Origin of the sequence: Actinoalloteichus fjordicus (assembly GCF_001941625.1) — a bacterium.
Taxonomy (GTDB): Bacteria; Actinomycetota; Actinomycetes; order Mycobacteriales; family Pseudonocardiaceae; genus Actinoalloteichus_A; species Actinoalloteichus_A fjordicus.
Map to the genome: position 1 here is coordinate 6885278 of NZ_CP016076.1, position 19499 is coordinate 6904776.

The 19499-nt window shown below is 70.6% G+C and carries 23 protein-coding genes; 8 read left to right on the forward strand and 15 right to left on the reverse strand.

Annotated features, from left to right (window positions below; all coding sequences use genetic code 11):
* Nucleotides 1-32 precede the first annotated feature (32 nt).
* The 6 genes from UA74_RS29480 to UA74_RS29505 all read right to left on the reverse strand — a co-directional run bounded on the left by UA74_RS29480 (nucleotide 33) and on the right by UA74_RS29505 (nucleotide 5333).
* The gene (locus tag UA74_RS29480; RefSeq protein WP_075743088.1) at nucleotides 33-911 is read right to left on the reverse strand and encodes a MerR family transcriptional regulator; all 879 of its coding nucleotides are present in this window, start codon (nucleotides 909-911) and stop codon (nucleotides 33-35) included.
* The gene (locus tag UA74_RS29485; protein WP_075765864.1) at nucleotides 908-2257 is read right to left on the reverse strand and encodes an MFS transporter; all 1350 of its coding nucleotides are present in this window, start codon (nucleotides 2255-2257) and stop codon (nucleotides 908-910) included. Before UA74_RS29485 ends, UA74_RS29480 begins: the two co-directional genes overlap by 4 nt.
* Before the next feature lie 259 nt (nucleotides 2258-2516).
* Nucleotides 2517-3119: a TetR/AcrR family transcriptional regulator gene (locus tag UA74_RS29490; RefSeq protein ID WP_075743089.1), complete on the reverse strand. Its 603-nt coding sequence runs from the start codon at nucleotides 3117-3119 to the stop codon at nucleotides 2517-2519.
* A 145-nt stretch (nucleotides 3120-3264) separates the two neighbouring features.
* Nucleotides 3265-3588 (reverse strand): DMT family transporter, encoded by a 324-nt coding sequence (locus tag UA74_RS29495; RefSeq protein WP_075743090.1) that lies wholly within the window; start codon nucleotides 3586-3588, stop codon nucleotides 3265-3267.
* A gap of 473 nt (nucleotides 3589-4061) precedes the next feature.
* Complete coding sequence (locus UA74_RS29500) at nucleotides 4062-4775, reverse strand: hypothetical protein (protein ID WP_075743091.1); 714 nt, start codon at nucleotides 4773-4775, stop codon at nucleotides 4062-4064.
* A 39-nt stretch (nucleotides 4776-4814) separates the two neighbouring features.
* Nucleotides 4815-5333 carry a SigE family RNA polymerase sigma factor gene (locus UA74_RS29505; protein ID WP_075743092.1) on the reverse strand — a complete coding sequence of 173 codons (519 nt, stop codon included), beginning with the start codon at nucleotides 5331-5333 and terminating at the stop codon, nucleotides 4815-4817.
* Nucleotides 5334-5574: 241 nt separating this feature from the next.
* On the opposite strand from UA74_RS29505, the gene UA74_RS29510 reads away from it, so the two are divergent.
* Nucleotides 5575-6588 carry a threonine aldolase family protein gene (locus UA74_RS29510; RefSeq protein WP_075743093.1) on the forward strand — a complete coding sequence of 338 codons (1014 nt, stop codon included), beginning with the start codon at nucleotides 5575-5577 and terminating at the stop codon, nucleotides 6586-6588.
* 152 nt (nucleotides 6589-6740) lie between these two features.
* Nucleotides 6741-7358: an HAD-IA family hydrolase gene (locus UA74_RS29515; protein ID WP_075744380.1), complete on the forward strand. Its 618-nt coding sequence runs from the start codon at nucleotides 6741-6743 to the stop codon at nucleotides 7356-7358.
* A 173-nt stretch (nucleotides 7359-7531) separates the two neighbouring features.
* On the opposite strand, the gene UA74_RS33180 is transcribed toward UA74_RS29515, so the two are convergent.
* Nucleotides 7532-7705: a hypothetical protein gene (locus UA74_RS33180; RefSeq protein ID WP_198042879.1), complete on the reverse strand. Its 174-nt coding sequence runs from the start codon at nucleotides 7703-7705 to the stop codon at nucleotides 7532-7534.
* Nucleotides 7706-8231: 526 nt separating this feature from the next.
* Between UA74_RS33180 and UA74_RS29525 the strand changes: the two genes are divergently transcribed.
* Complete coding sequence (locus tag UA74_RS29525; RefSeq protein ID WP_075743095.1) at nucleotides 8232-9410, forward strand: aminotransferase class I/II-fold pyridoxal phosphate-dependent enzyme; 1179 nt, start codon at nucleotides 8232-8234, stop codon at nucleotides 9408-9410.
* Nucleotides 9411-9465: 55 nt separating this feature from the next.
* Here UA74_RS29525 and UA74_RS29530 read toward each other — a convergent pair whose 3' ends face one another.
* Both UA74_RS29530 and purD read right to left on the reverse strand, forming a co-directional pair.
* Nucleotides 9466-9957, reverse strand: coding sequence for a hypothetical protein (locus UA74_RS29530; RefSeq protein WP_157434511.1), 492 nt, complete (start codon nucleotides 9955-9957; stop codon nucleotides 9466-9468).
* A gap of 187 nt (nucleotides 9958-10144) precedes the next feature.
* Entirely contained in the window at nucleotides 10145-11416 is a 1272-nt protein-coding gene (gene purD, locus UA74_RS29535; RefSeq protein ID WP_075744381.1) for a phosphoribosylamine--glycine ligase, read from the reverse strand.
* Nucleotides 11417-11549: 133 nt separating this feature from the next.
* On the opposite strand from purD, the gene UA74_RS29540 reads away from it, so the two are divergent.
* A complete protein-coding gene (locus tag UA74_RS29540) occupies nucleotides 11550-13178 on the forward strand; it encodes a Na+/H+ antiporter (RefSeq protein ID WP_075743097.1) in 1629 nt (542 codons plus the stop codon).
* Between the two features lie 147 nt (nucleotides 13179-13325).
* On the opposite strand, the gene UA74_RS29545 is transcribed toward UA74_RS29540, so the two are convergent.
* Complete coding sequence (locus tag UA74_RS29545) at nucleotides 13326-14618, reverse strand: adenylosuccinate synthase (RefSeq protein ID WP_075743098.1); 1293 nt, start codon at nucleotides 14616-14618, stop codon at nucleotides 13326-13328.
* A 60-nt stretch (nucleotides 14619-14678) separates the two neighbouring features.
* Between UA74_RS29545 and UA74_RS29550 the strand changes: the two genes are divergently transcribed.
* Nucleotides 14679-15356 carry a hypothetical protein gene (locus UA74_RS29550; protein ID WP_075743099.1) on the forward strand — a complete coding sequence of 226 codons (678 nt, stop codon included), beginning with the start codon at nucleotides 14679-14681 and terminating at the stop codon, nucleotides 15354-15356.
* 99 nt (nucleotides 15357-15455) lie between these two features.
* On the opposite strand, the gene UA74_RS29555 is transcribed toward UA74_RS29550, so the two are convergent.
* From UA74_RS29555 to UA74_RS32575, 5 genes are all read right to left on the reverse strand, one after another.
* The gene (locus UA74_RS29555; RefSeq protein WP_075743100.1) at nucleotides 15456-15887 is read right to left on the reverse strand and encodes a helix-turn-helix domain-containing protein; all 432 of its coding nucleotides are present in this window, start codon (nucleotides 15885-15887) and stop codon (nucleotides 15456-15458) included.
* Complete coding sequence (locus tag UA74_RS29560; protein WP_075743101.1) at nucleotides 15851-16642, reverse strand: hypothetical protein; 792 nt, start codon at nucleotides 16640-16642, stop codon at nucleotides 15851-15853. The genes UA74_RS29555 and UA74_RS29560 overlap by 37 nt, the downstream gene beginning before the upstream one ends.
* Nucleotides 16643-16754: 112 nt before the next feature.
* A complete protein-coding gene (locus UA74_RS29565) occupies nucleotides 16755-17066 on the reverse strand; it encodes a hypothetical protein (protein WP_075743102.1) in 312 nt (103 codons plus the stop codon).
* Nucleotides 17063-17440 carry a hypothetical protein gene (locus UA74_RS29570; RefSeq protein ID WP_075743103.1) on the reverse strand — a complete coding sequence of 126 codons (378 nt, stop codon included), beginning with the start codon at nucleotides 17438-17440 and terminating at the stop codon, nucleotides 17063-17065. The genes UA74_RS29565 and UA74_RS29570 overlap by 4 nt, the downstream gene beginning before the upstream one ends.
* Before the next feature lie 196 nt (nucleotides 17441-17636).
* The gene (locus UA74_RS32575; protein WP_157442343.1) at nucleotides 17637-17858 is read right to left on the reverse strand and encodes a hypothetical protein; all 222 of its coding nucleotides are present in this window, start codon (nucleotides 17856-17858) and stop codon (nucleotides 17637-17639) included.
* A 130-nt stretch (nucleotides 17859-17988) separates the two neighbouring features.
* Between UA74_RS32575 and UA74_RS29575 the strand changes: the two genes are divergently transcribed.
* The 3 genes from UA74_RS29575 (at nucleotide 17989) to UA74_RS31290 (ending at nucleotide 19402) form a co-directional block, all read left to right on the forward strand.
* A complete protein-coding gene (locus UA74_RS29575) occupies nucleotides 17989-18819 on the forward strand; it encodes a helix-turn-helix domain-containing protein (protein ID WP_075765866.1) in 831 nt (276 codons plus the stop codon).
* A gap of 15 nt (nucleotides 18820-18834) precedes the next feature.
* On the forward strand, nucleotides 18835-19023 hold the full coding sequence (locus UA74_RS29580) for a DUF397 domain-containing protein (protein ID WP_075743105.1): 189 nt from the start codon (nucleotides 18835-18837) through the stop codon (nucleotides 19021-19023).
* A 190-nt stretch (nucleotides 19024-19213) separates the two neighbouring features.
* Entirely contained in the window at nucleotides 19214-19402 is a 189-nt protein-coding gene (locus UA74_RS31290) for a DUF397 domain-containing protein (RefSeq protein ID WP_232237553.1), read from the forward strand.
* The last annotated feature ends 97 nt before the right edge of the window (nucleotides 19403-19499 follow it).

The following is a 19499-nucleotide window of genomic DNA, read 5'->3' on the forward strand; positions in this document are numbered from 1 at the left end:
TCCTGCGCTGGCAGACCGACGAGCGGAGCGGATCAGATGGTGTCGGGGTCCGCAGGCGCGGCGTCCAGGTCGGCGAAGACCCGTTGCAGGGAGCGGATGAGCCGGACGTGGGCGGGCGGCAACGAGCCAACGAAGTCTTCGAACAGGGTGGTGACCATCGCCTCGGAGAGCGAGGGGGCAGCCTGCCACTGGCTGTCTCCCCAGTGCCGCAGCAGCTCGGCATGCCGGTGCAGGAACGCGGTGGAGGCTTCGATGAGCGCGTCGACGCGGGGATGGTCCGCAGGCAGATCCCGGACGGCCTCCATCTCCGCATAGATCGCTCGACTCACCCGGCCGCCGTCCACGCCGATCAGCCGGGTGTAGACGTCGTCGAACAGGGCTTTCGCCATCGACGTCTCGGCGTCGTCGATCGGTCCGGACCGCGCGCCGGGCTCGGCCGATCCCGACCGATCGACCAGTGCGGGACGCAGCACCGCCGAGGCCAGGAGCACGATGTCTCGCTCCGCCTCGATGGCGGTGGGCGAGAGTCCCCAGGCAGCCAGCATCGTCTGGGCGTTCGCCACCGCATCCGGGAGTCGGGGGTCTCGGTCCAGCTCGCGGAAGCGCGCCAGGGCGGCCCGCCGCGTCGCCAGCCGTTCCTGCCTGCTCGCCAGCTCGGCGTCGAGTTCGTCCAGCGAGGCCCGCAGCGTCTCGGCGGGCGCGTCGAGCAGGTCGCCGATCTCGCGGAGGGCGAAGCCGATCTCGACCAGGCGCCGCACCCGCAGCACCATGATCAGCTCGGCGGAGCCGTAGCGTCGGTGTCCGTATTCGTCGCGGGCGGGCTCGGCCAGCAGGCCGATCTGGTGGTAGTGGCGGATGGTGCGGATCGAGACCCCGGCGATCTCGCTCAGCCGCCCGATGGTGAACATCATCGCCCGCCTCCCGTCGCGTCGTCGACGAGCCGGGGCTCGTCCTTGTCGTCGACGAGCCGGGGCTCGTCCTTCTGTCCGACGAGCATGCCTTCGCCCTCATCGCCGACGAGCACGGGCTCGTCCTTCACAGTGTCGAGGTCGCGCATGCCCCTGGCCAGGATGGCGTAGACCCCGACGAGCAGCCATGAACCCGCGATCACCGCCGTGGCGACCCGCAGGCTCGCCCCTTCGATCAGCAGCCCGGCGGCCATGACGCCCAGGGGCATGACGGCCAGCGTCGCCGCATTCTGCACGCCCATGACCCGGCCTCGCGAGGCCTCGGGCACCCGCTCGGCGAACAACACCGGCACGAGCGGACCCAGCAGTCCGGAGCCGATCCCGACGAGGAGCAGGCCGAGGGCCAACAGCAGGAAGGGCGGCAGGAACGCCACGATGGCGAGTCCGAACGAGCAGCAGGCGAGGGCGGTCAGGAAGACGGCGCGACGACTGATGCGCGCGGCCAGCACCGCATAGGCCACCGAGCCCCCGAGCATCCCGAGGGCCATCGCGCTCACCGTGTAACCCAGCAGGTCGGGGGCGCCTGCCTCGGCAAAGTAAACGGGCAGCACCAGGGCTTGCAGCGGACCCATGACCAGCACCGATCCGATGCTCAGGATGGTCAGGGCGGACAGCAGTGACGACCGGATGATGATGCGGAATCCGACGAGCAGGCCCCTCGTACCGCGCTCGGCGGGATCGGCGGCTCCGTTGGCCTCGTTCGCCGAGAGGCGGCGCACCCGACCGACCTCGGCGGGCAGCAGGCTGGTGAACAGGGCGGCCAGGGCGGGCATCACCGCCGCCGACCAGATCACCGCCTCGATCGGGAACAGGGTCAGCGCGAGCCCGGCCAGCGCCGGGCCTGCCAGGAACGACACCGCGAACAGGGACTCGCGGATGCCCGCCAGCCGATCGAGGTCGATCCGCCCGGCCGAGGCGATGTCCGGCAGCAGCGCGTCCCGCGCCGTCAGGCCGGGGACGTCGAACAGTGCCCCGAGGACGCCCAGCAGGATGAACAGGCCGAGGTCCAGGCCGAACACGGCGTCCACGGCCGGGAGGGCCGCGACGCTCAGCGCGCTGCCGAGGTCGGCGACGATGCTCATCCTCCTGCGCCCGAACTTGTCGATGAGCAGGCCGCCGAAGAACGCGGCGAGCAGGGCGGGGATCGCGGTGACGGCGGCGACCGTGCCCGTCGCGGCGGCATCGCCGGTCCGCTGGAAGACCAGCCAGGGCAGCGCGACGGCGATCACCGAGTTGCCGAGCAGGGAGGCGAAGTCCGCGCCGAGGAAGAACACGACGATGCGATTCATGCAGGCCAGCCTGCCGCCCTGACGTAGCGTCAGGGCAACTGCCGATCGGTGGCCGAGGCCGCACTGTGCCCGAGGCCGGGTGCTCCGGCGATCGACGACTCGGCGATCACGGCGGGACCCCGCTGACGTGGTGAAGCCGAGGTCGGGTCCCGCTGCGGCGCTGGGCGGGATCGGCTGCACGGTCGACGCAGCCAGTCGGGATCGTCGCCCGCCATGAGGTCCGGGGTCGAACGGCGATGCCCTGTTCGGCGGTGGCCGATCAGGAATCCGGGTAGAGCCGGACCAGCTCGGCTCGCAGCATCTCCCTGGCCGCCGACCGGGGATCCGGATCGCTGTCGATCAGTGCGTTGACCACGGCGCCGTCGACCAGCGCGATCAGTCGAGCCAGCCCGGCACGATCGACGGGCATCGCCGAGCGGGTGAAGGCCTCCGAGAGCACCTCGCTCAGGTCCTGACCGAGTTCCCTGATCAGCGGAGCGAGGGCGGGCCTGCGTCCGGTGGTGACCAGCCGCTCGTAGCGAACGAGGATCAACTCCGACTGGCTGCCGCGCGTGGCGGAGCCGAGCAGCAGGTCGAGCATCAGCTCCACCACCGTGTCCACACTGCGTCGGCGCTCGGCCAGCTCGCCGAGGCGGTCCCTGGCGCGGGTCAGCTCGACGTGTGCCGTGTGCTTGACGGCCTCGGCGAGCAGGTCATCCAGTGAGGAGAAGTAATAGGTGGTCGAGGCCAGGGGGACGCCCGCCCGCTCGGCCACCGCTCGATGCCGCACGACGTCGAAGCCGCCCTCCACCAGCAGGTCGGCCGCCGCCTGGACCAAGGCCTGCCTGCGTCGTTCCCCCTTGGGGGTGCTCGCGCTCGTCATCGGACCTCCGCCGCCGGAACACATGCGTCTCGAGAGGGCCATGCTGCCATGCGGGTGGCCGTCGCCGAACCGGCTGACCGCCGTCGGACCCGTTCTCGCTGGTCCGGGGCGGGTTCACCGATCAAAGCCGGGATCGACGGGCCAATCAGTGACCGCCGCCTGCAAGATTCAGCCCGATGATTCCCGCGACGATCAGCACCAGCGAGACGATCTTGAGGGTCGAGACAGAGTCCCCGAGCCAGATCATCCCGATGATCGCGGTGAGCGACGCACCGATGCCGGTCCAGACCGCGTAGGCGGGGCCGACCGGCAGTTCGCGCAGCGCCCAGGCCAGGCCGCTGAAACTGACGGCCGCCAGGACGGCGAAGCTCACCGTCGGCCACAGCCGGGAGAAGCCGTTCGACAGCTTCAACGAGATCGCCCAGCCCGCCTCGAACACCCCGGAGATGATCAACACCAGCCACGCCATCGTTACCCTCTCCAATTCCTGTACGGTCGTACCACTATTTCGCACCCGAGCGTATCCGACGACGACACGACGGGCTCGTCCCAGGGCGTTGGGCGGCGAGACGCTCGGAGAAAGAAGGAGAAGAGTGCAGCTGAAGGAGACCATGACTCGGCGATCTGAGCGATTCGCGGCGGCGTCAGCCGGAGCGCGACCTGCCACCTCAGGCGGCAGGCCCGCGCGGCGGCGGGAGACGTGGGACGACGGGTCGGGCGGCGCGAGACGGGCAAGGGCCGACCGGAGACGACGGCGACGGAGGACAAGGCGAGACGAGCCGACGGCGACGACCGCGAAACCGGGAAGCGCGCAGCGGCGAAGCCGAGCCGCCATGGACAGGCCGTGCGGCCGTCGGCGCGTCTCGGCACCCGCGCCGCCGTGGCCGGACCGCCGAGGCCGGCTCGCCCCGTCAGCGGCGAGCCGTCAGACCCGGATCGTCGCTACAACCGGTCCGCGAGGCGACTGAGGAGATCGCCGACCTCATCGGCATGGGGTGCGTCGCCCGAGCCCTGTCGCGGCTCCACCGTCACGGTCAGCAGCTCGCCGTTCGCCGTGGAGATGGAGGCGTTCACGCCCTCCTCGGGAAGCTCGGCGGCGGTCGGGCTGCCGGCGGGCTCCGGGGCCAGCACGACCGACAGCACCCCGATGCCCGAGTCGTCCTGGACCTCGACGCTCACCGCTCTGGCGCCGGGCAGGCAGTTGAGAGCGGCGGGCTGCGGCGTCTCGTCGGCGGTCTCGGGCAGTTCCTGGGCCAACAGATCGGCGAGCACCGGGTCCACCTCGCCGCAGCCGTCCTGGAATCCGGTCTCCGCGCTGCTCATCGGCGATCCCTCGCTCGCGGTCGGACCGGACTCCTGCGAGGACTCGGGGAGGGGTTGCACCATGACGCTGGGAGACCGCTGGTCCTCCGAGGGCGCCTCAGTCTGTGCCAGGTCGCCGCTCGGTCCTGGTCCGTCGAATCCCGGCAGCAGTCCACCCAAGACGAGACCGCCCGTCAACACGGCCACGCCGAGCACCGAACCGCCCGCCGCCGTCATCCGGCGCCGCACCGTCACCCGGTGCGACGTGCGCACGACGTCCTGCTCGTCGAACGAGGCGGGTGGCGCGTCGCCGACCGCATCGTGGAACAGCCCGGACAGCTTCTTCTCATCCATCCGAACCCACCTCCTCGCGGCACTGTGCGGCCATCCAGCTCATGATGCCGACCTCAGATCATCCAAAGCGTCGCCGAGAACACTCCGCAGCGACTCCAGACCTCGGGCGGTCTGACTCTTCACCGTGCCCTCCGTGCAGCCCAGCACCGCTGCCACGCCCGACACGTCCAGACCCTCCAGGAACCTCAGCACCAGCACGGCGCGCTGCCGGGGCGCGACCTGCTGAAGCCCGGCCAACAGGGTCTGCCTGGTGGCGACCCGGTCCGCCGTCCCCGGCGCGCTGTCCGGCTGGTCGGGCAGCTGGTCGACGAAGTGCTCTCGTCGCCACGGCCGCCGCGTCTCGTCGATCATCGCCCGGACCACGACCCGGCGGACATAGGCGTCCAACGCCTCACGGTCGCGGATCTTGTGCCACCGACGATGCAGCGTCACGAAGGCAGTCTGAGCGAGGTCGTCCGCACGATGCCAGTCGCCGCACAGCAGATATGCCATCCGACGCACCGCCTCCCGCCGAGCCGCGAAGTACGTCGCGAACTCCTGCTCCTCACGCTGGTCCACGCGGAACTCTCCGCTCCTGGTCTCTATGTCTTCAGACGGAACATCCCCGCCAGACGGTTGCATGTGCGCGTTCGGCCCGCCGAGCCGGCCTGGGCGAAGCAGGCGGACCAGCGGGCGTGGTCGAATCAGACGGTGCAGGACAAGTCAGACATGCCTTCAGGAGAATCCTCTCGATCAGGCGGCGAAGTCCCGACGAAACGCCGTCTTCGCACCGCCGTCTCGACTGTGGTGTGATCTGTTCGTGACCAAACTACCGCCTATCGATCTCCGATCCGACACCGTCACCCGCCCCGACAAGACCATGCGCAACGCCATGGCCGATGCCGAGGTCGGCGACGACGTCCTCGACGGCGACCCCACCATGCGCGCATTGGAGGAGCGCGTGGCAGGCCTGCTCGGCACGGCCGCCGCCCTCTGGGTCCCGACCGGATGCATGGGCAACGCCATCGCGCTGATGCTCCACCTCCGGCGGGGCGACGTCTTCCTCGCCGCCGAGCACGCGCACGTCCTGCACAACGAGCTGGGCACCGCCGCCTGGCTGGCGGGCGGGATGCCCCGCACCCTGCCGTGGACCGACGGAGCGGGTCGTCTCTCGCCGTCGGACGTGGCCGAGGCCGCCGCCGCCGAGGGGCCGTACTACTCGCTGCGCACCACGCTGCTGTGCCTGGAGAACACGCACAACGCCGCGGGCGGGGTCGTGACGCCGCCCGACGAGCACGCGCTGCTCGTGTCGGCCGCCTCGGCGGGCGGGCTGCGGGTACATCTGGACGGGGCTCGGCTGTGGCATGCCGCGATCGCGATGGAGGTGCCGCCTGCCGCCCTGACCGTCGGCGTCGACACCGTCCAGGTCTGCCTGAGCAAGGGGCTCGGGGCGCCCGTCGGATCGGTCATCGCCGGTTCCGTCGAGTTCATCGCCGAGGCCCGTCGCGTCCGCAAGATGCTGGGCGGCGGCGTCCGACAGGGCGGCGTCCTCGCAGCGGCGGGCCTGGTCGCCCTGGACCGGATCGACCAGCTCGGCAAGGACCACGCGAACGCGACCTTCCTGGCCAAGGGCCTGGTCGAACTGGGCTGGGAGGTCGATCTGCCGCAGACCAACATCGTGCTCGCCTCGGTAGCCGACGTCCGATCGACGCTGGAGCGGCTCGCGAGCCAGGGAGTCCTCGCAACGCCCATGGCCGGCCGGGTCCGCTTCGTCACTCACCGAGACGTCACCCGCAGCGACCTGCGAACAGTGCTGCGCCGAATCGCCCGCTGAAGCGACGTCTGCGACGACCGCCTGCCGACTCCGCCGCCGACCGCCGACTTCCGCAACGGACGCCCCTCGTCCGCGGATGACCGCCTCCGCAGCAGGCGGCAAGGATGGACGGCAGGCTCAACAAGATCGTGCCGAGACCCCTGGAGGACGCCATGCCGACGACCGAACCCGACATCCGCTGGGTGGTATTCGACTACGGAGAGGTGATCAGCCGCCGCACGGCTGCCCTGCCCGAGCTGGCCGCCACGCTCGGCGTCACCCCGCAGCGGTTCGAAGAGGCCTACTGGGCCGTCCGTGATCCGTACGACCGGGGTTGCGCGGACCTCGACTACTGGCGATCCGTGGGCGACCAGCTGGGGGTCGAGGTGGACGAGGACGTCTCCGCCACGCTGACCGGGATCGACGTCGCAGGCTGGCTGCACACGGATGCGGCGACCCTGGCGCTGCTCGCGGAACTGGACGAGAGCGGCGTGCCGTTAGCGCTGCTCTCCAACGCGCCGACGACCTTCGCGCGGACCGCCGAGCAGCAGCCGTGGACCCGGCACTTCCGCACCCTCGTGTTCTCGGGTGACCTCGGCATCGCCAAGCCCGACCCCGCGATCTGGCGCGGCCTCGTCGAGACGCTCGGCACCGAGCCCGGTCACTGCCTCTTCCTCGACGACCGTCAGACGAACGTGGTCGGCGCCAGGACGGCCGGTCTGTGGGCCGAGGCCTGGAACGACGCGGCGAGCATCCGCCGTCGGTTGACGGAGCTGGGCGTACTCGGCTGAGGCGATCGCCGAGCAGGGTCGCCCACCGACCCGCGCTCGGCGGAGCCGCCTCCCCCGCACAGCGTCCTTCCTCGCCCGTCCGCACCCGGTCGATCGCCCAGGCCGTCCTCGCCGAGCAGGCTCGCGCCGAAGGGAGGTGCGCCTGCCTCGGCGATCCGCCGAGCCGGACCCGGCTACGGAAGCTGCTTCTTGTTGCCGCTCTTGAGCGCACCAACGGCCGCCGTCACCACGAACAGCACGCCACCCACGATCGCCAGCCAGAACAGTCCCTTGACGACGGCGCCCAGGACAGAGAGTGCCAGCCAGACGACGAGCAGTACGCCGACGACCTTCCACACAGTCGACACGAAAGAGCCTCCATTCCACGGCGCGGGAGCACCGCTCCCCCAGCTTCGCATGAGCTGGTGCGGGGACAAGAAGTCGACACCAGACATCAGGGAAAGCTCAGGGCATCCCCGACCCGCCGCCGACGGGCGGGTGCGGGGCCACGGGTGCCAGGTCGCCAAGGGGACCCGAGTGGCGCGGCGCCGACGCGGAGCGGCACCCGGCGGGACCGGGCAGGCGGTGCCCGGGGCGGGGCTGCCGCCGGACGAGATCGAATCGCGTCACGATCAGGCCGGTCGATCTCGGGACTGCCCAGCCCGACTCGGCGACTTCGGGGGCGGCGACTTCGGGGGCGGCGACTTCGACCGGGCAGGGTCGAGGCGGCGGGGCGGGCAGGCCGAGGCGGGCGTCGCATACCGCGTCAGGAACGGAACCGCAGCCTCCCGACCGCCGCCGACCGGCGCGCATCGCCGGACCCCCTCCGCCGCAGGCGCCGACGACGCATCCCGCCCAACCCCGCCGCCGAACCTGCGGACCTAATCTGGCGTCATGCCAGCAGCACTCGATCCACTGCGCGTCGCGACCCGAGCGCAGGTTGCACCCTTCTACGTGATGAACGTCGTCTCGGCCGCCGCGAAGCGGGCCAGAGAGCACGGCGACGTGGTGTCACTCGTGGCGGGGCAGCCCTCCTCACCCGCCCCCACCGCCGTTCGCGCCGCCGCCGCCGAGGCGTTGAACACCACCACCCTCGGCTACACCGAGCAGCTGGGAACGCAGGAGCTGCGGGCCGCCGTCGCGGGCCATTACCGGACCCGTTACGACCTGGCCGTCGCCCCGCAGGACGTCGTCGTCACCTCGGGTGCCTCCGGCGCGTTCCTGCTCGCGTTCCTCGCCTGTTTCGAGGCGGGCGACCGAGTGGCACTGGCCCGACCCGGCTACCCGGCCTATCGCAACATCCTCCGCGCCCTGGGCTGCGAGGTCGTCGAGCTGCCCACCGGCCCCGAGACCCGGTTCCAGCCGACGGCGGCCATGCTGGCGGCACTGGACGAGCCGGTGCGCGGGCTGATCGTGGCGAGCCCGGCCAATCCGACCGGCAGCGTGGTGAGCCCCGCCGAACTGGGCGCGCTGTCCGACTGGTGCGGGGCCAACGGCGTCCGGCTGATCAGCGACGAGATCTATCACGGCATCTCCTACGGTGCCGAGACCGCGTCGGCCTGGCAGTTCAGCCGGGACGCCGTCGTCGTGCACTCCTTCTCGAAGTACTGGTCGATGACGGGCTGGCGGCTGGGCTGGGCACTGGTGCCCGAGGGCCTGCGGTCGGCCGTCTCGGCGTTGGCGGGCAACTTCACCGTCTGCCCGTCCTCGCTGGCCCAGCAGGCGGCGCTCGCCGCGTTCACCCCGGAGAGCTATGCCGAGGCCGATGCACAGGTCGTCCGCTATCGCACGAATCGAGACCTGCTGCTGCGCGGACTGAGCGAGCTGGGCATCACCCGAGTCGCCCCGGCCGACGGGGCGTTCTACGTCTACGCCGACGTCTCGCACCTCACCGAGGACAGCATGGGCTTCTGCGAGCACCTGCTGGCCGACACCGGGGTGGCCGTCGTACCGGGGATCGACTTCGACCCGATCGACGGCGGCCGCTTCGTGCGCATGTCGGTGGCCGGTTCGACGGAGGATGTCGCCGAGGCCCTGCGCAGGCTGGGCCCGTGGCTGGCCCGCCGCAGCTGACCACCCGGTCGGCGCGGCGCATCCCGCGTACCGGCGGATGCGTCGCGCCCGCTGGTCAGCGCACGATCCGGTGCAGGGCGTCCGTCAGCTCCTCGGCGCGCCGGGTGACGACGACATAGGTCGGGCCCGAGGTCGTCCGGATCTGGACGCGGGTCCCCGATCCCATGATCAGCACCCGTCCGTCCCTACTCCGGCGCCAGCCCACGCCGCCGTAGTACATGCCGGAGACCTGATCGAGCTGCTGCACGTCGCTGATGTCCTCGGCCGCGATGATCCGGCGGCTGAACGGACGCAGGCTGAGCATGAGCGAGTCGTCGGCGACCAGCACCGTGCCTGCCACCGGCAGGAGGACGACGATGATCGCCAGGCCGACGAGCCCGGCGACCAGTGCTTCTGCCAGGCTTTCCTCACCGTTCAGGTAGGTGACCACACCCGCCGTGATCGCGGCCAGTCCACCGAACACGACGACCAGCTGGCTCCACAGCGGTGAGTACCTCTTCTCATGGAACAAGGCCTCGGCTGGACGTGGTCGGCTGCCTGGTGTCATGAGTCCCTCGATGTCGTCCTGCTGAAGTCGGATTCACCTTAGGTGAACAACCGCAGCTCGAACGGCCGCTTTCGGCGATGCGGTCGTTCGATGCGGCGTCGAGGGGCAGGCAGGATCACTCCGCCACAGGGGCGGCCTGGGCCGTCTGCCGTCTTCGCCGGACGTCCCGCACGGGATTCCCGGGCGCTCAGGCGTGCGACTGCGCCGGGTCGACCACCTCGCCACGCACGGCTGCGGCGGCGATGTCCGCCCGATGGTGGGAGCCGGTGATGTGCACGCCCGCCACGCGCCGGTAGGCGTCGGCCCTGGCCTCGGCCAGATCGCCGCCGGTGCCGACGATCGAGAGCACGCGCCCGCCGGAGGAGACCACCGCGCCGTCCTCCCGACGTCGGGTGCCCGCGTGCAGCACGCCGTCCGACTCGCTGCCGCTGATGACGTCCCCGGTGCGCGGCCTGCCCGGATAACCCTCGGCGGCGATCACCACGGTCACGGCCGCACCGGGCGCCCAGTCCAGCGGCGCGAGGTCCGCGAGGGTGCCGCCCGCCACCGAGGCCAGCACGGTGCTCAACGGGGTGCGCAGCAGGGCCAGCACCGCCTGCGTCTCGGGGTCGCCGAAGCGGCAGTTGAACTCGATCACCTGCGGGCCTGCCTCGGTGAGGGCCAGCCCCGCGTACAACAGGCCGGAGAACGGCGTCCCGCGTCTGCTCAGCTCCTCGACGGTCGGGCGCACGACCTCGGCCACCACTCGGTCCACGAGGTGCTCGTCCGCCCACGGCAGCGGCGCGTAGGCGCCCATGCCGCCGGTGTTGGGCCCGGTGTCGCCGTCGCCGACGCGCTTGAAGTCCTGAGCAGGCAGCAGCGGCACCACCGTGGTCCCGTCGACCAGGCAGAACAGCGACGCCTCCGGCCCGTCGAGGAACTCTTCGAGCAGCACCGGGTGTCCGCCGTCCAACAGCGTCAACGCGTGCGCTCGGGCCTCGTCCACGTCACGGGTGACCACGACGCCCTTGCCCGCAGCGAGCCCGTCGTCCTTGACGACCCAGACCGGGCCGAACCGGCCCAGCGCCGAGTCCAGATGGGCGGGATTGTCGACCACCTCGCTGTGCGCGGTCGGGACCTTCGCCGCCGCCATGACGTCCTTGGCGAAGGCCTTGGAGCCCTCGATGGCCGCCGCGGCCTTCGTCGGGCCGAAACAGGCGATGCCTGCGGTGCGCAGCGCGTCGCCCAGCCCGGCCACCAGCGGCACCTCCGGGCCCACGACGACGAGGTCGGCCGCCCAGCTCGTCGCCGCCGACACCACGGCCGTCGGGTCGGTCGCATCGATCCCCAGCGTCTCGGCGAGCGCGGCGATACCCGCGTTGCCCGGTGAGACGGCCAGGGCCGTGACGGCAGGGTCCTGCGACAGCGCAAGCAGGATCGCGTGTTCGCGGGCACCGGCTCCGATTACCAGGATTCGCACGCCGAGCAGCGTAGTTCCGCCTCGGTCGGGGCGACCTGCGGCCCCCGGACCCACGCGTGTCGAGCCACCCGGCAGGGGCGTCCGTTCCCGTTTACGGTCGATCCGTCGCGGCGTCGAGAGGCGGGGAGCGCACGTGGGTCAGCTGCTCGTGGTGCTCTTCTGCGCCCTGCTGGTGACCGCCTTCGCGAAGAAGAACAACCTGATCGCACCGTTGCTGCTCGTCGCGGTCGGTCTGATCGTGTCCCTCATTCCGGGCCTGTCGGAGTTCGTGATCAACCCGGACCTACTGCTGACAGTCGTGCTCCCGCCCCTGCTGTACACGGCCGCGCTGGACTCCTCGCTGATCAGGCTCAGGGGCAGCGCCCGCCCGATCCTCCAGCTCGGGGTCGTGCTCGTGGTGGTCACGGCCGTCTCCCTCGGGCTCCTCGCGGACCTGTTCATCCAGGACCTGCCCTTGGCTGCGGCGCTCGTGCTCGGCGCGGTCCTGGCCCCACCCGACGCGGTGACCGCAGCCTCCGTCGGCCGCAGGATGCGGCTGCCCCGGCGGCTGATGACCGTGGTGACCGGGGAGAGCCTGATCAACGACGCCGTCGCGCTGACGATCTACCGGATCGCGCTCGCCGCAGCGCTGGGCGCCGCGACGTCGGTCTCCGGTGGATTCCTGATCTTCGCCCAGGCCGTGGTCATCGGGCTGCTCATCGGCATGGCGCTCGCCGTCGGCGTTCGACTGGCCTGGGAACGCATGTCCGGGAGCGACGTGGCGGGCCGGGTCGGCACGGCGATGAGCATCGTGCTGCCGTTCGGTGCCTACGGCCTGGCCGAGGAGTTCCACGGCTCCGGGGTGCTCGCCGTCATCGCCGCCGGGCTGCATATCGGCCACCACTCCCACAAGCTGAGCGCGCGGGAGCGGCTGGAAGTGCAGACGATCTGGCGAGCGGTGAACCTGCTGCTGGAGTGCGTGGTGTTCTCGTTGATCGGTCTGACGCTGCGGACCATCATCGCCTCGGTCCGCGACGAGGGCCGCGACCTGCTCCAACTGGTCGGCGCCTCGTTCCTCCTGCTGGTGGCCGCCATCCTCATCCGGGTGGTCTGGTTGTTCGGCACGACCTACATCCCCGTGATCTCGTCGCTGTTCGGGCCGACCAGCGGCCGACATCGACCACCGTGGCGCCAGGTGCTGGTGCTGTCCTGGACCGGCATGCGCGGCGTCGTCACTCTCGCCGCGGCGGGAGCCGTGCCGCTGACCACGCTGGACGGCAGCCCGTTCCCGGCCAGGGAATCGATCCAGTTCGCCGCCTTCGTGGTCACCGTGGGCACCCTGCTCGTGCATGGGCTCACCCTGCCGTGGCTGATCAGAAGGCTCGGGATGAGCGATCCACAGGAGGACGAACAGGACGCGGTGAGCGAGATCGAGGCACGACGCAGCGCCATGGAGGCCGCCCTGCGCAGACTCGACGTGCTGATCGCCAAGGAGGACTTCCCCAGTGAGGCGGAGGCCGAGAAGGTCGCCCGCAGGCTGCGCACCAGTGTGCGGCTGGCGGGCGACGAGGCCATCCGCCTGCTCGGGCAGAGCGAGTCGGAACGGCGGGAGAACACCCAGCGCCTGTTCACGCGACTTCGACGCGAGCTGATCGATGCACAGCGGGTCGAGTTGATCAACCAGCGGGATACCGGCCGGATCGACGAGGAGGTGCTGCGCCGGGTGCTGCGGGAACTGGATCTGGAGGAGGCGGCTCTCTCCAACTCGTGGCGCAACCGCTGAACCGACGACGCGCCGCCGGTCGAACTCGACGCGGCCCGCCCGGCGTCGTCGATGATCGCCGCCGAACCCCTGCCGCCCACCGCGCGGCGGGCGGGCGGCCGCCGGGGCACGAACCGGCGGGCGCCGGTCCGTGCCGTCGGGTCGTCGTCAGCCGCCGAGGAGCGAGTGCCGCTGGATGGTCTGCTCCCGGCCCGGTCCGACGCCGATGGCCGAGATCCGGGCGCCGGACAGCTCCTCCAGCCGCTCGACGTAGGCGCGGGCGGCGGCGGGCAACTCCTCGTACGTCCGGCACTGGGAGATGTCCTCCCACCAGCCGGGCAGCTCCTCGTACACCGGGACGGCGTGGTGGACGTCGGTCTGCGTCATCGGCATGTCGTCGACCCGCGTGCCGTCGACCTCGTAGCCGACGCACACCGGCACCTTCTCCAGCCCGGAGAGCACGTCGAGCTTGGTGAGGAAGAAGTCGGTGATGCCGTTGACCCGCTGCGCGTACCGGGCGATCACCGCGTCGAACCAGCCGGTCCGGCGGGCCCGGCCGGTGGTCACGCCCACCTCGCCGCCGGTCTTGCGGAGCCGCTCGCCCATCTCGTCGTTCAGCTCGGTCGGGAAGGGACCGGAGCCGACGCGCGTGGTGTAGGCCTTCACGATGCCGATCACCGTGCCGATCCGCGTCGGGCCGATGCCCGAGCCGACCGACGCCCCGCCCGAGGTGGGGCTGGAGGAGGTCACGAACGGATACGTGCCGTGATCGACGTCGAGCAGCGTGCCCTGCGAGCCCTCCAGCAGCACCGTCTCGCCGCGCTCCAACGCCTGGTTGAGCAGCAGCCGCGTGTCGGCGATCCGGCTCGCGAAGCGGGCGCCGTACTCCAGCGCGTCGGTCACGACCTCGTCGAGGTCCAGCGCGCGCCGGTTGTAGACCTTGACCAGCACCTGGTTCTTGAACTCCAGGGCCGCCTCCACCTTCTGCCGGAGGATCTTCTCGTCGAGAAGGTCCTGGACCCGGACGCCGACCCTGGCGACCTTGTCCTGGTAGGCGGGGCCGATGCCCCGGCCGGTGGTGCCGATCTTCGCCTTGCCGAGGTAACGCTCGGTCACCCGGTCGATGGCGACGTGATACGGCATGATCAGGTGCGCGTCGGCGGAGATGAGCAGCTTCGAGGTGTCCACTCCGCGACCTTCGAGTCCGGCCAGCTCCTCGAGCAGCACGGCGGGGTCGATGACCACGCCGTTGCCGATCACGTTCGTGATCTGCGGGGTGAGGATGCCGGACGGGATGAGGTGCAGGGCGAAGTCCTGACCATCGGGCAGGACCACGGTGTGCCCGGCGTTGTTACCGCCCTGGTACCGCACCACCCACTGCACACTCCCACCGAGCAAGTCGGTGGCCTTACCCTTGCCCTCGTCGCCCCATTGGGCGCCGATCAGCACGATCGCGGGCATATGGATTCTCCAACCAGCCTGAACGGGCAATGCCGGTGAACGAGGGTAAACCAGGAGCGAATGGTGGCTGTGGTCGCACTGGCCTGCGGAAACAACGAGTTCCCCGGCCTCACTCAGCGTAGCGATATCTCACTGCATCGAGTGAGCCCTGCGCCGGGGAAGACGGAGATCGATCCGCTGCTGACGGACCTTCCCGACGGCAGGCTGCTGGTCCACGGCACCGACGCCGACCTGTCCGCCGTGGTGCTCCGACTGCTGCGCCGTGAACTGCTCGACTCGGTCGCCGTCGGCTACGTGCCCGCCGAGGCGTCCTCGGTGGTGGCCGACCTGTGGGACCTGCCTGCCCGCGACCCCGGCCGCGCCCTGGACCTGGCCTTGGCGGGCGATCCGGACCGGGTCCCGTTGATCCGCGACGACGTCGGCGGCGTGCTGCTGGGCCGGGGCGTCCTCGGGCCGCTGCGCGGGGTCGCCTACTGCGACGACGAGTTGGTGCTGCGCGGCCAGGCGGGCAGGCTCGAGGTCACCCCGGACCCCGGCGCGGGCGAGGGCCTGGTCGTGCGGACCGTCCGCCGCAGCCTGTTCGGCGGCCGAGGCGCCTCGGCGGCAGGCCGCGCGGTGCAGATCGGCTGCCTGCCGACGCGCGTGGTCCGCGACGGCGTCACTCATCCCCGGCCGGTCAACAAGTGGATCTGGTACCGGCACACCGAGGACCTTCGGCTGGTCCGAGGACTGGTCTGAGCCGTCGTCGCAGCGAGACGGACTGCCGACCGGCCACAGCGCCCTCAGCCCCCGTCCAACGGACCCGACGGCACATCGGGGCTGCTCACGGCGTGGAACTCAGCGGCGTAGTCGGTTGAGGAGGGTGACGAGGACCGTTCGGTCTCGGGGTGACAGGGCGTTCGCGGGGAGGCTGTCCGCCGTCGCCGTCCGAAGGGTGTCGATGACCGCTTCGAGGAAGGCGATGCCGAGGTCGGTGAGTGCCAGTCGTTTCTCGTTGCCTCGGCCGGTGACGGTGAGGTAGCCGCGGTCGGCGAGGCGGGTGACGCTGTGGTCGAGGCTGCGGGGTGGGAGGTCGAGTGCGGTGTTGGTGATGGCCTTGCGCATGGGTCGGGGTGCGCGGGCGAGCAGGCGCAGGAGTCGGTAGTCGTAGACGGTGATGCCGTGGTTGTTGCGCAGGGCGTCGGCGGGTTGCACGGTCCAGCGTTGGACGGCGGCGATCAGCGTCTCCCACATCACCCAGGGCTCGGCCGCAACCGTGCGCGCCCCCACCGCGATGTCCAGTGCGACCGGTGGAGTGGGCGGGTCGGCGGCCGTCGGCCGACCGCCGACGAGGGGCGGCGAGGCCGTTCGCGCTGCCGGGGTCGCCGATCCCGTCGAGGACGAGCCGCCGACCCGCGAACCGGGCGAATTCGGGACAAGGCGGGCGGTGTCGGTCGGGCTGGTGTCGGACATTCGTCGTTCGCTCCTCTGGCCGGGTCGGGATGGTGTGTCGTGTCGTTCTCGGGTGCCTCGGCTAGGCAGGCACCCGACCTGCCGAGCAGGCTCGATGACGAGCGCAGCAGGCAGCGGGTGCACGGGACGCCGTCGCCGAACTCGACTCGGTCGACGGGGTCGCCGGGGTGGAACGTCACGCCGCATCGCGCGATGAGGACGGCGGGCAGCACCTCGGCGGCGGCGAGTTCGATGACGTGCACGAGGACGGTGCCGGTTCGGCGGAGGTAGGCCGGTGCCACGGGTTCGCCGTCCTCGACCAGCACCGACGGCGTGTCGACGTCATCGATGACGGCCTGGCAGTCCGCGCAGGCGGCGGTGTGGGTGGCGGGGATGCCCGGCAACACCTCAGCGGGTGGTGGCCCGATGACCACCGAGGTCCCGCACAACGCGGCGACCTGGTCGCCGTCGACCGGGATCGGCTCGCCCGCGAGCACCGGAAGCTGATGGACGTCCAGGAACAATCCCGCCGCCGGCAGCGCGGACTGCTCCAGCAGCAGCGACTCCTCGGCGATCCTCCGTCCGCCGGTCACTACCTACCCCCGGTGATCGCCAGGACATAGGGCCGGATTCGTGCCGCGCGTCGGGACGGCAACGGCCGGCTGAGGGTCAGCCCGCCTCGGCTGCGCGGTCGGCCTGCGGCGGTCATGGCGCTGCCACCGAGACGAGGGTGCGAATGCCGAGCAGGGCCAGGCAGCGCCGACATTCCTGATCGTCGTAATAGCACTGGAGAATCGGCTGCTGGTTGAGCGCCGAGAAGCTCTGTTCCCCGCAGGCGGGCCGGACCAGGGTCGAGCCTGCGCGATGCTCGGTTCGCCCGTGGTGGGTGTCGGCCTGGCGGACCGACCGGACGAACCACTCCACCGGCTCGGCGGTGCGGGCGGCGTCGTGGCCGGCCGGGCGGCCGGCCCGGCGGGGCCGCAGCCTCGTCACCGAGGCGATCCGGACGCCGGTCACGACGCCATCGCCTCGGCCAGCGCGGCCCGCATCGACTCGGCCAGCTCCGGCACCCGTGCCGAGTCCAGCAGCCACCGGCCGAGCAGATCCCGGAAGTCCATGATGGACAGCTCCACGACCTCGGCCGTGTGCAGCACCCGGACCCGCCGATCCTCGCCGTAGTGCATCGCCGCCAGCGAGATGTCCTGGCGGCCGTCCAACGCGGCGAGCAGAATCCGCGCGTCCGAGCGGGTGATCTCCGCCGCCACCTCGGGCCGATCGCCGCGATCACCGGCCACCAGCAGGCAACGCCCCGCCGGGGACACGGACACGAAGGCGGGCTGGCGGACACAGCGGACGATCCACTGCGCGGCCACCGACCGCGCCCCGCTCATCGCCGACCCGCCACAACCTGCATCCGCCACGCCGGGCGAAAACCCGCAGGCACCGACGCCGCCTCCGCCGCACACCGCGCCAGGATCGACACCGCCGACACGGTGCGGGACCGCGCTGGGCGCGGGGTCCGATACCCGCAGACCGTGAGCGGGATGCCTGCGGCGATGAGTGCCAGGGCGAGGGCAACGAGGCCAATCACAGGGCACCGCCCCATCGACGCAATGCTCCGGTGATCGCCACCGTGTCGGCGACGGCAACCGACGGCGAGGGCTGCGAGCGGCTCAAACTGCGGCACCCGTGCTCCGACGCATCCAGTGTCCAATCGCGCCTGCGGCCGGGATCAGGCCATATCGCCCAGAGCGCCGCCGACATGGCGACGACGCCAAGCAAGCCGATGATCAAGAATTGGTTACTCACCGCTAGCCTCCCGCGTGCTGAAAGTCACGGAGTCTGGATTACGTAATCAACAGTCGACTACGTAGTCACGGCATGGCAATCCCCTAATTGGGTGTATCCGTCGAGGCCGCCGCGATCTACGGTGTCGGCCATGACTGGACTCAACAAGTCACCGCGAGCGTTGGCGCTGGGGGCCGCGCTAGCCGATGCGCGCAATGCGTCTGGGCTGACGCAGCGGGGTGCCGCCGAAAAGTTCGGCGTCTCCCAAGCGGTGATTGGGCGCATCGAGGCAGCAGGGAGGACGGTCACCGTCGATGAGACAGCCGTCCTGCTCGGGATCTATGCGACACCAGCCGACGAGCGCGAGCACGTGATCGCACTCGCCCGCGACGTGGGCCGCGAGACGTGGTCGGCAACCGGCGCGAAGTCCCTGCCCCGGAGTCTGGCCGCGCTGGTGAAGTATGAGCAGGACGCTGCGAGCATCACGGAGATAAACCCGCTGGTCATCCCAGGTCTCTTGCAGACGTACGACTATGCCCACGCCATCATGGCCAGTGGGAGGCTGCCAGCCCAGGAGATTCAGACTCGTGTGGCTAACAGGATGGCCAGACAGGAAGTCCTGAGATCACGTCGCCCGCCGAACTACACCGCGATCATCGATGAGTTCGTCCTCATGCGTCCTGCTGGTGCACCAGAAGTAATGCAGCACCAGGCGCTCCGCCTGATCGAGTGGTCGCACCGACCGCATGTGGACATCAGGATCATTCCGAAGACCGTGGGCCTGTATCCATCCCTGGCCGGAGGCTATGTGATCTTCGAGTTCGACAATGGACCACCCGTCGTGCATCTTGAGCACAGAGGGCTAGGGACGTGGCTGCACCAGCAGCGGGACACCGCACCTCAGATCGAGTCACGCTCAGCCCTGCTGGACATCACGCTCGGGCCGGACGAGTCCCGAGCGACGATCCAGGCATACACATGATGGGAGCAGGACAGGATGAACCATCACCTCCGCCACTGGCGGACGTCGACCTACACCGAGACATCCTCGACCTGCGTCGAGATCGGTGAAGCTCCCGGTCTGGTCGGCATCCGAGACACCAAGAACCGGGACGGCGGCACCCTCATCGTCGACCGCCGAGTGTTCGCCGCGTTCGTGGCGTCCGTGAAGGATGCCCACCGCTGAGCGCATACCCACAACCAACACGAGACCACCAGGCCCGGCGGGCAGTGGCCTGACGACAACGTCCCCGCCACCAGCGCACCGGCGGCGGGGACTCTTCATGCCCCGTCAACCTGTCAGCCCCAGACAAAGGGATCGGTTCGGCACACGGTGCCCGGCTGATCGATCACGTCGCAGCAGAGATGGTGGATCAGTGAACACGAGCGTGCCCGTCATCACCGCCTGGCGAGTGTCAACCCATAGTGGAGGCGAGGGGAACTGCGTCGAGATCGGCCAGACTCCCGGCCTGGTGGGCATCCGCGACACGAAGAATCGTGACGGCGGCACCCTCCTCGTCGACCGGGCGGCGTTCATCGCCTTCCTTACGTCGATAACCCGGTGACATCAGGCCACCAGCATGGCGGCGCTCACCCATCGCCCGCCAGCCGTGACGGCACTCGATCCGACGGAGTCCCGATGCCCTCGGAAGTCCTCTTTCC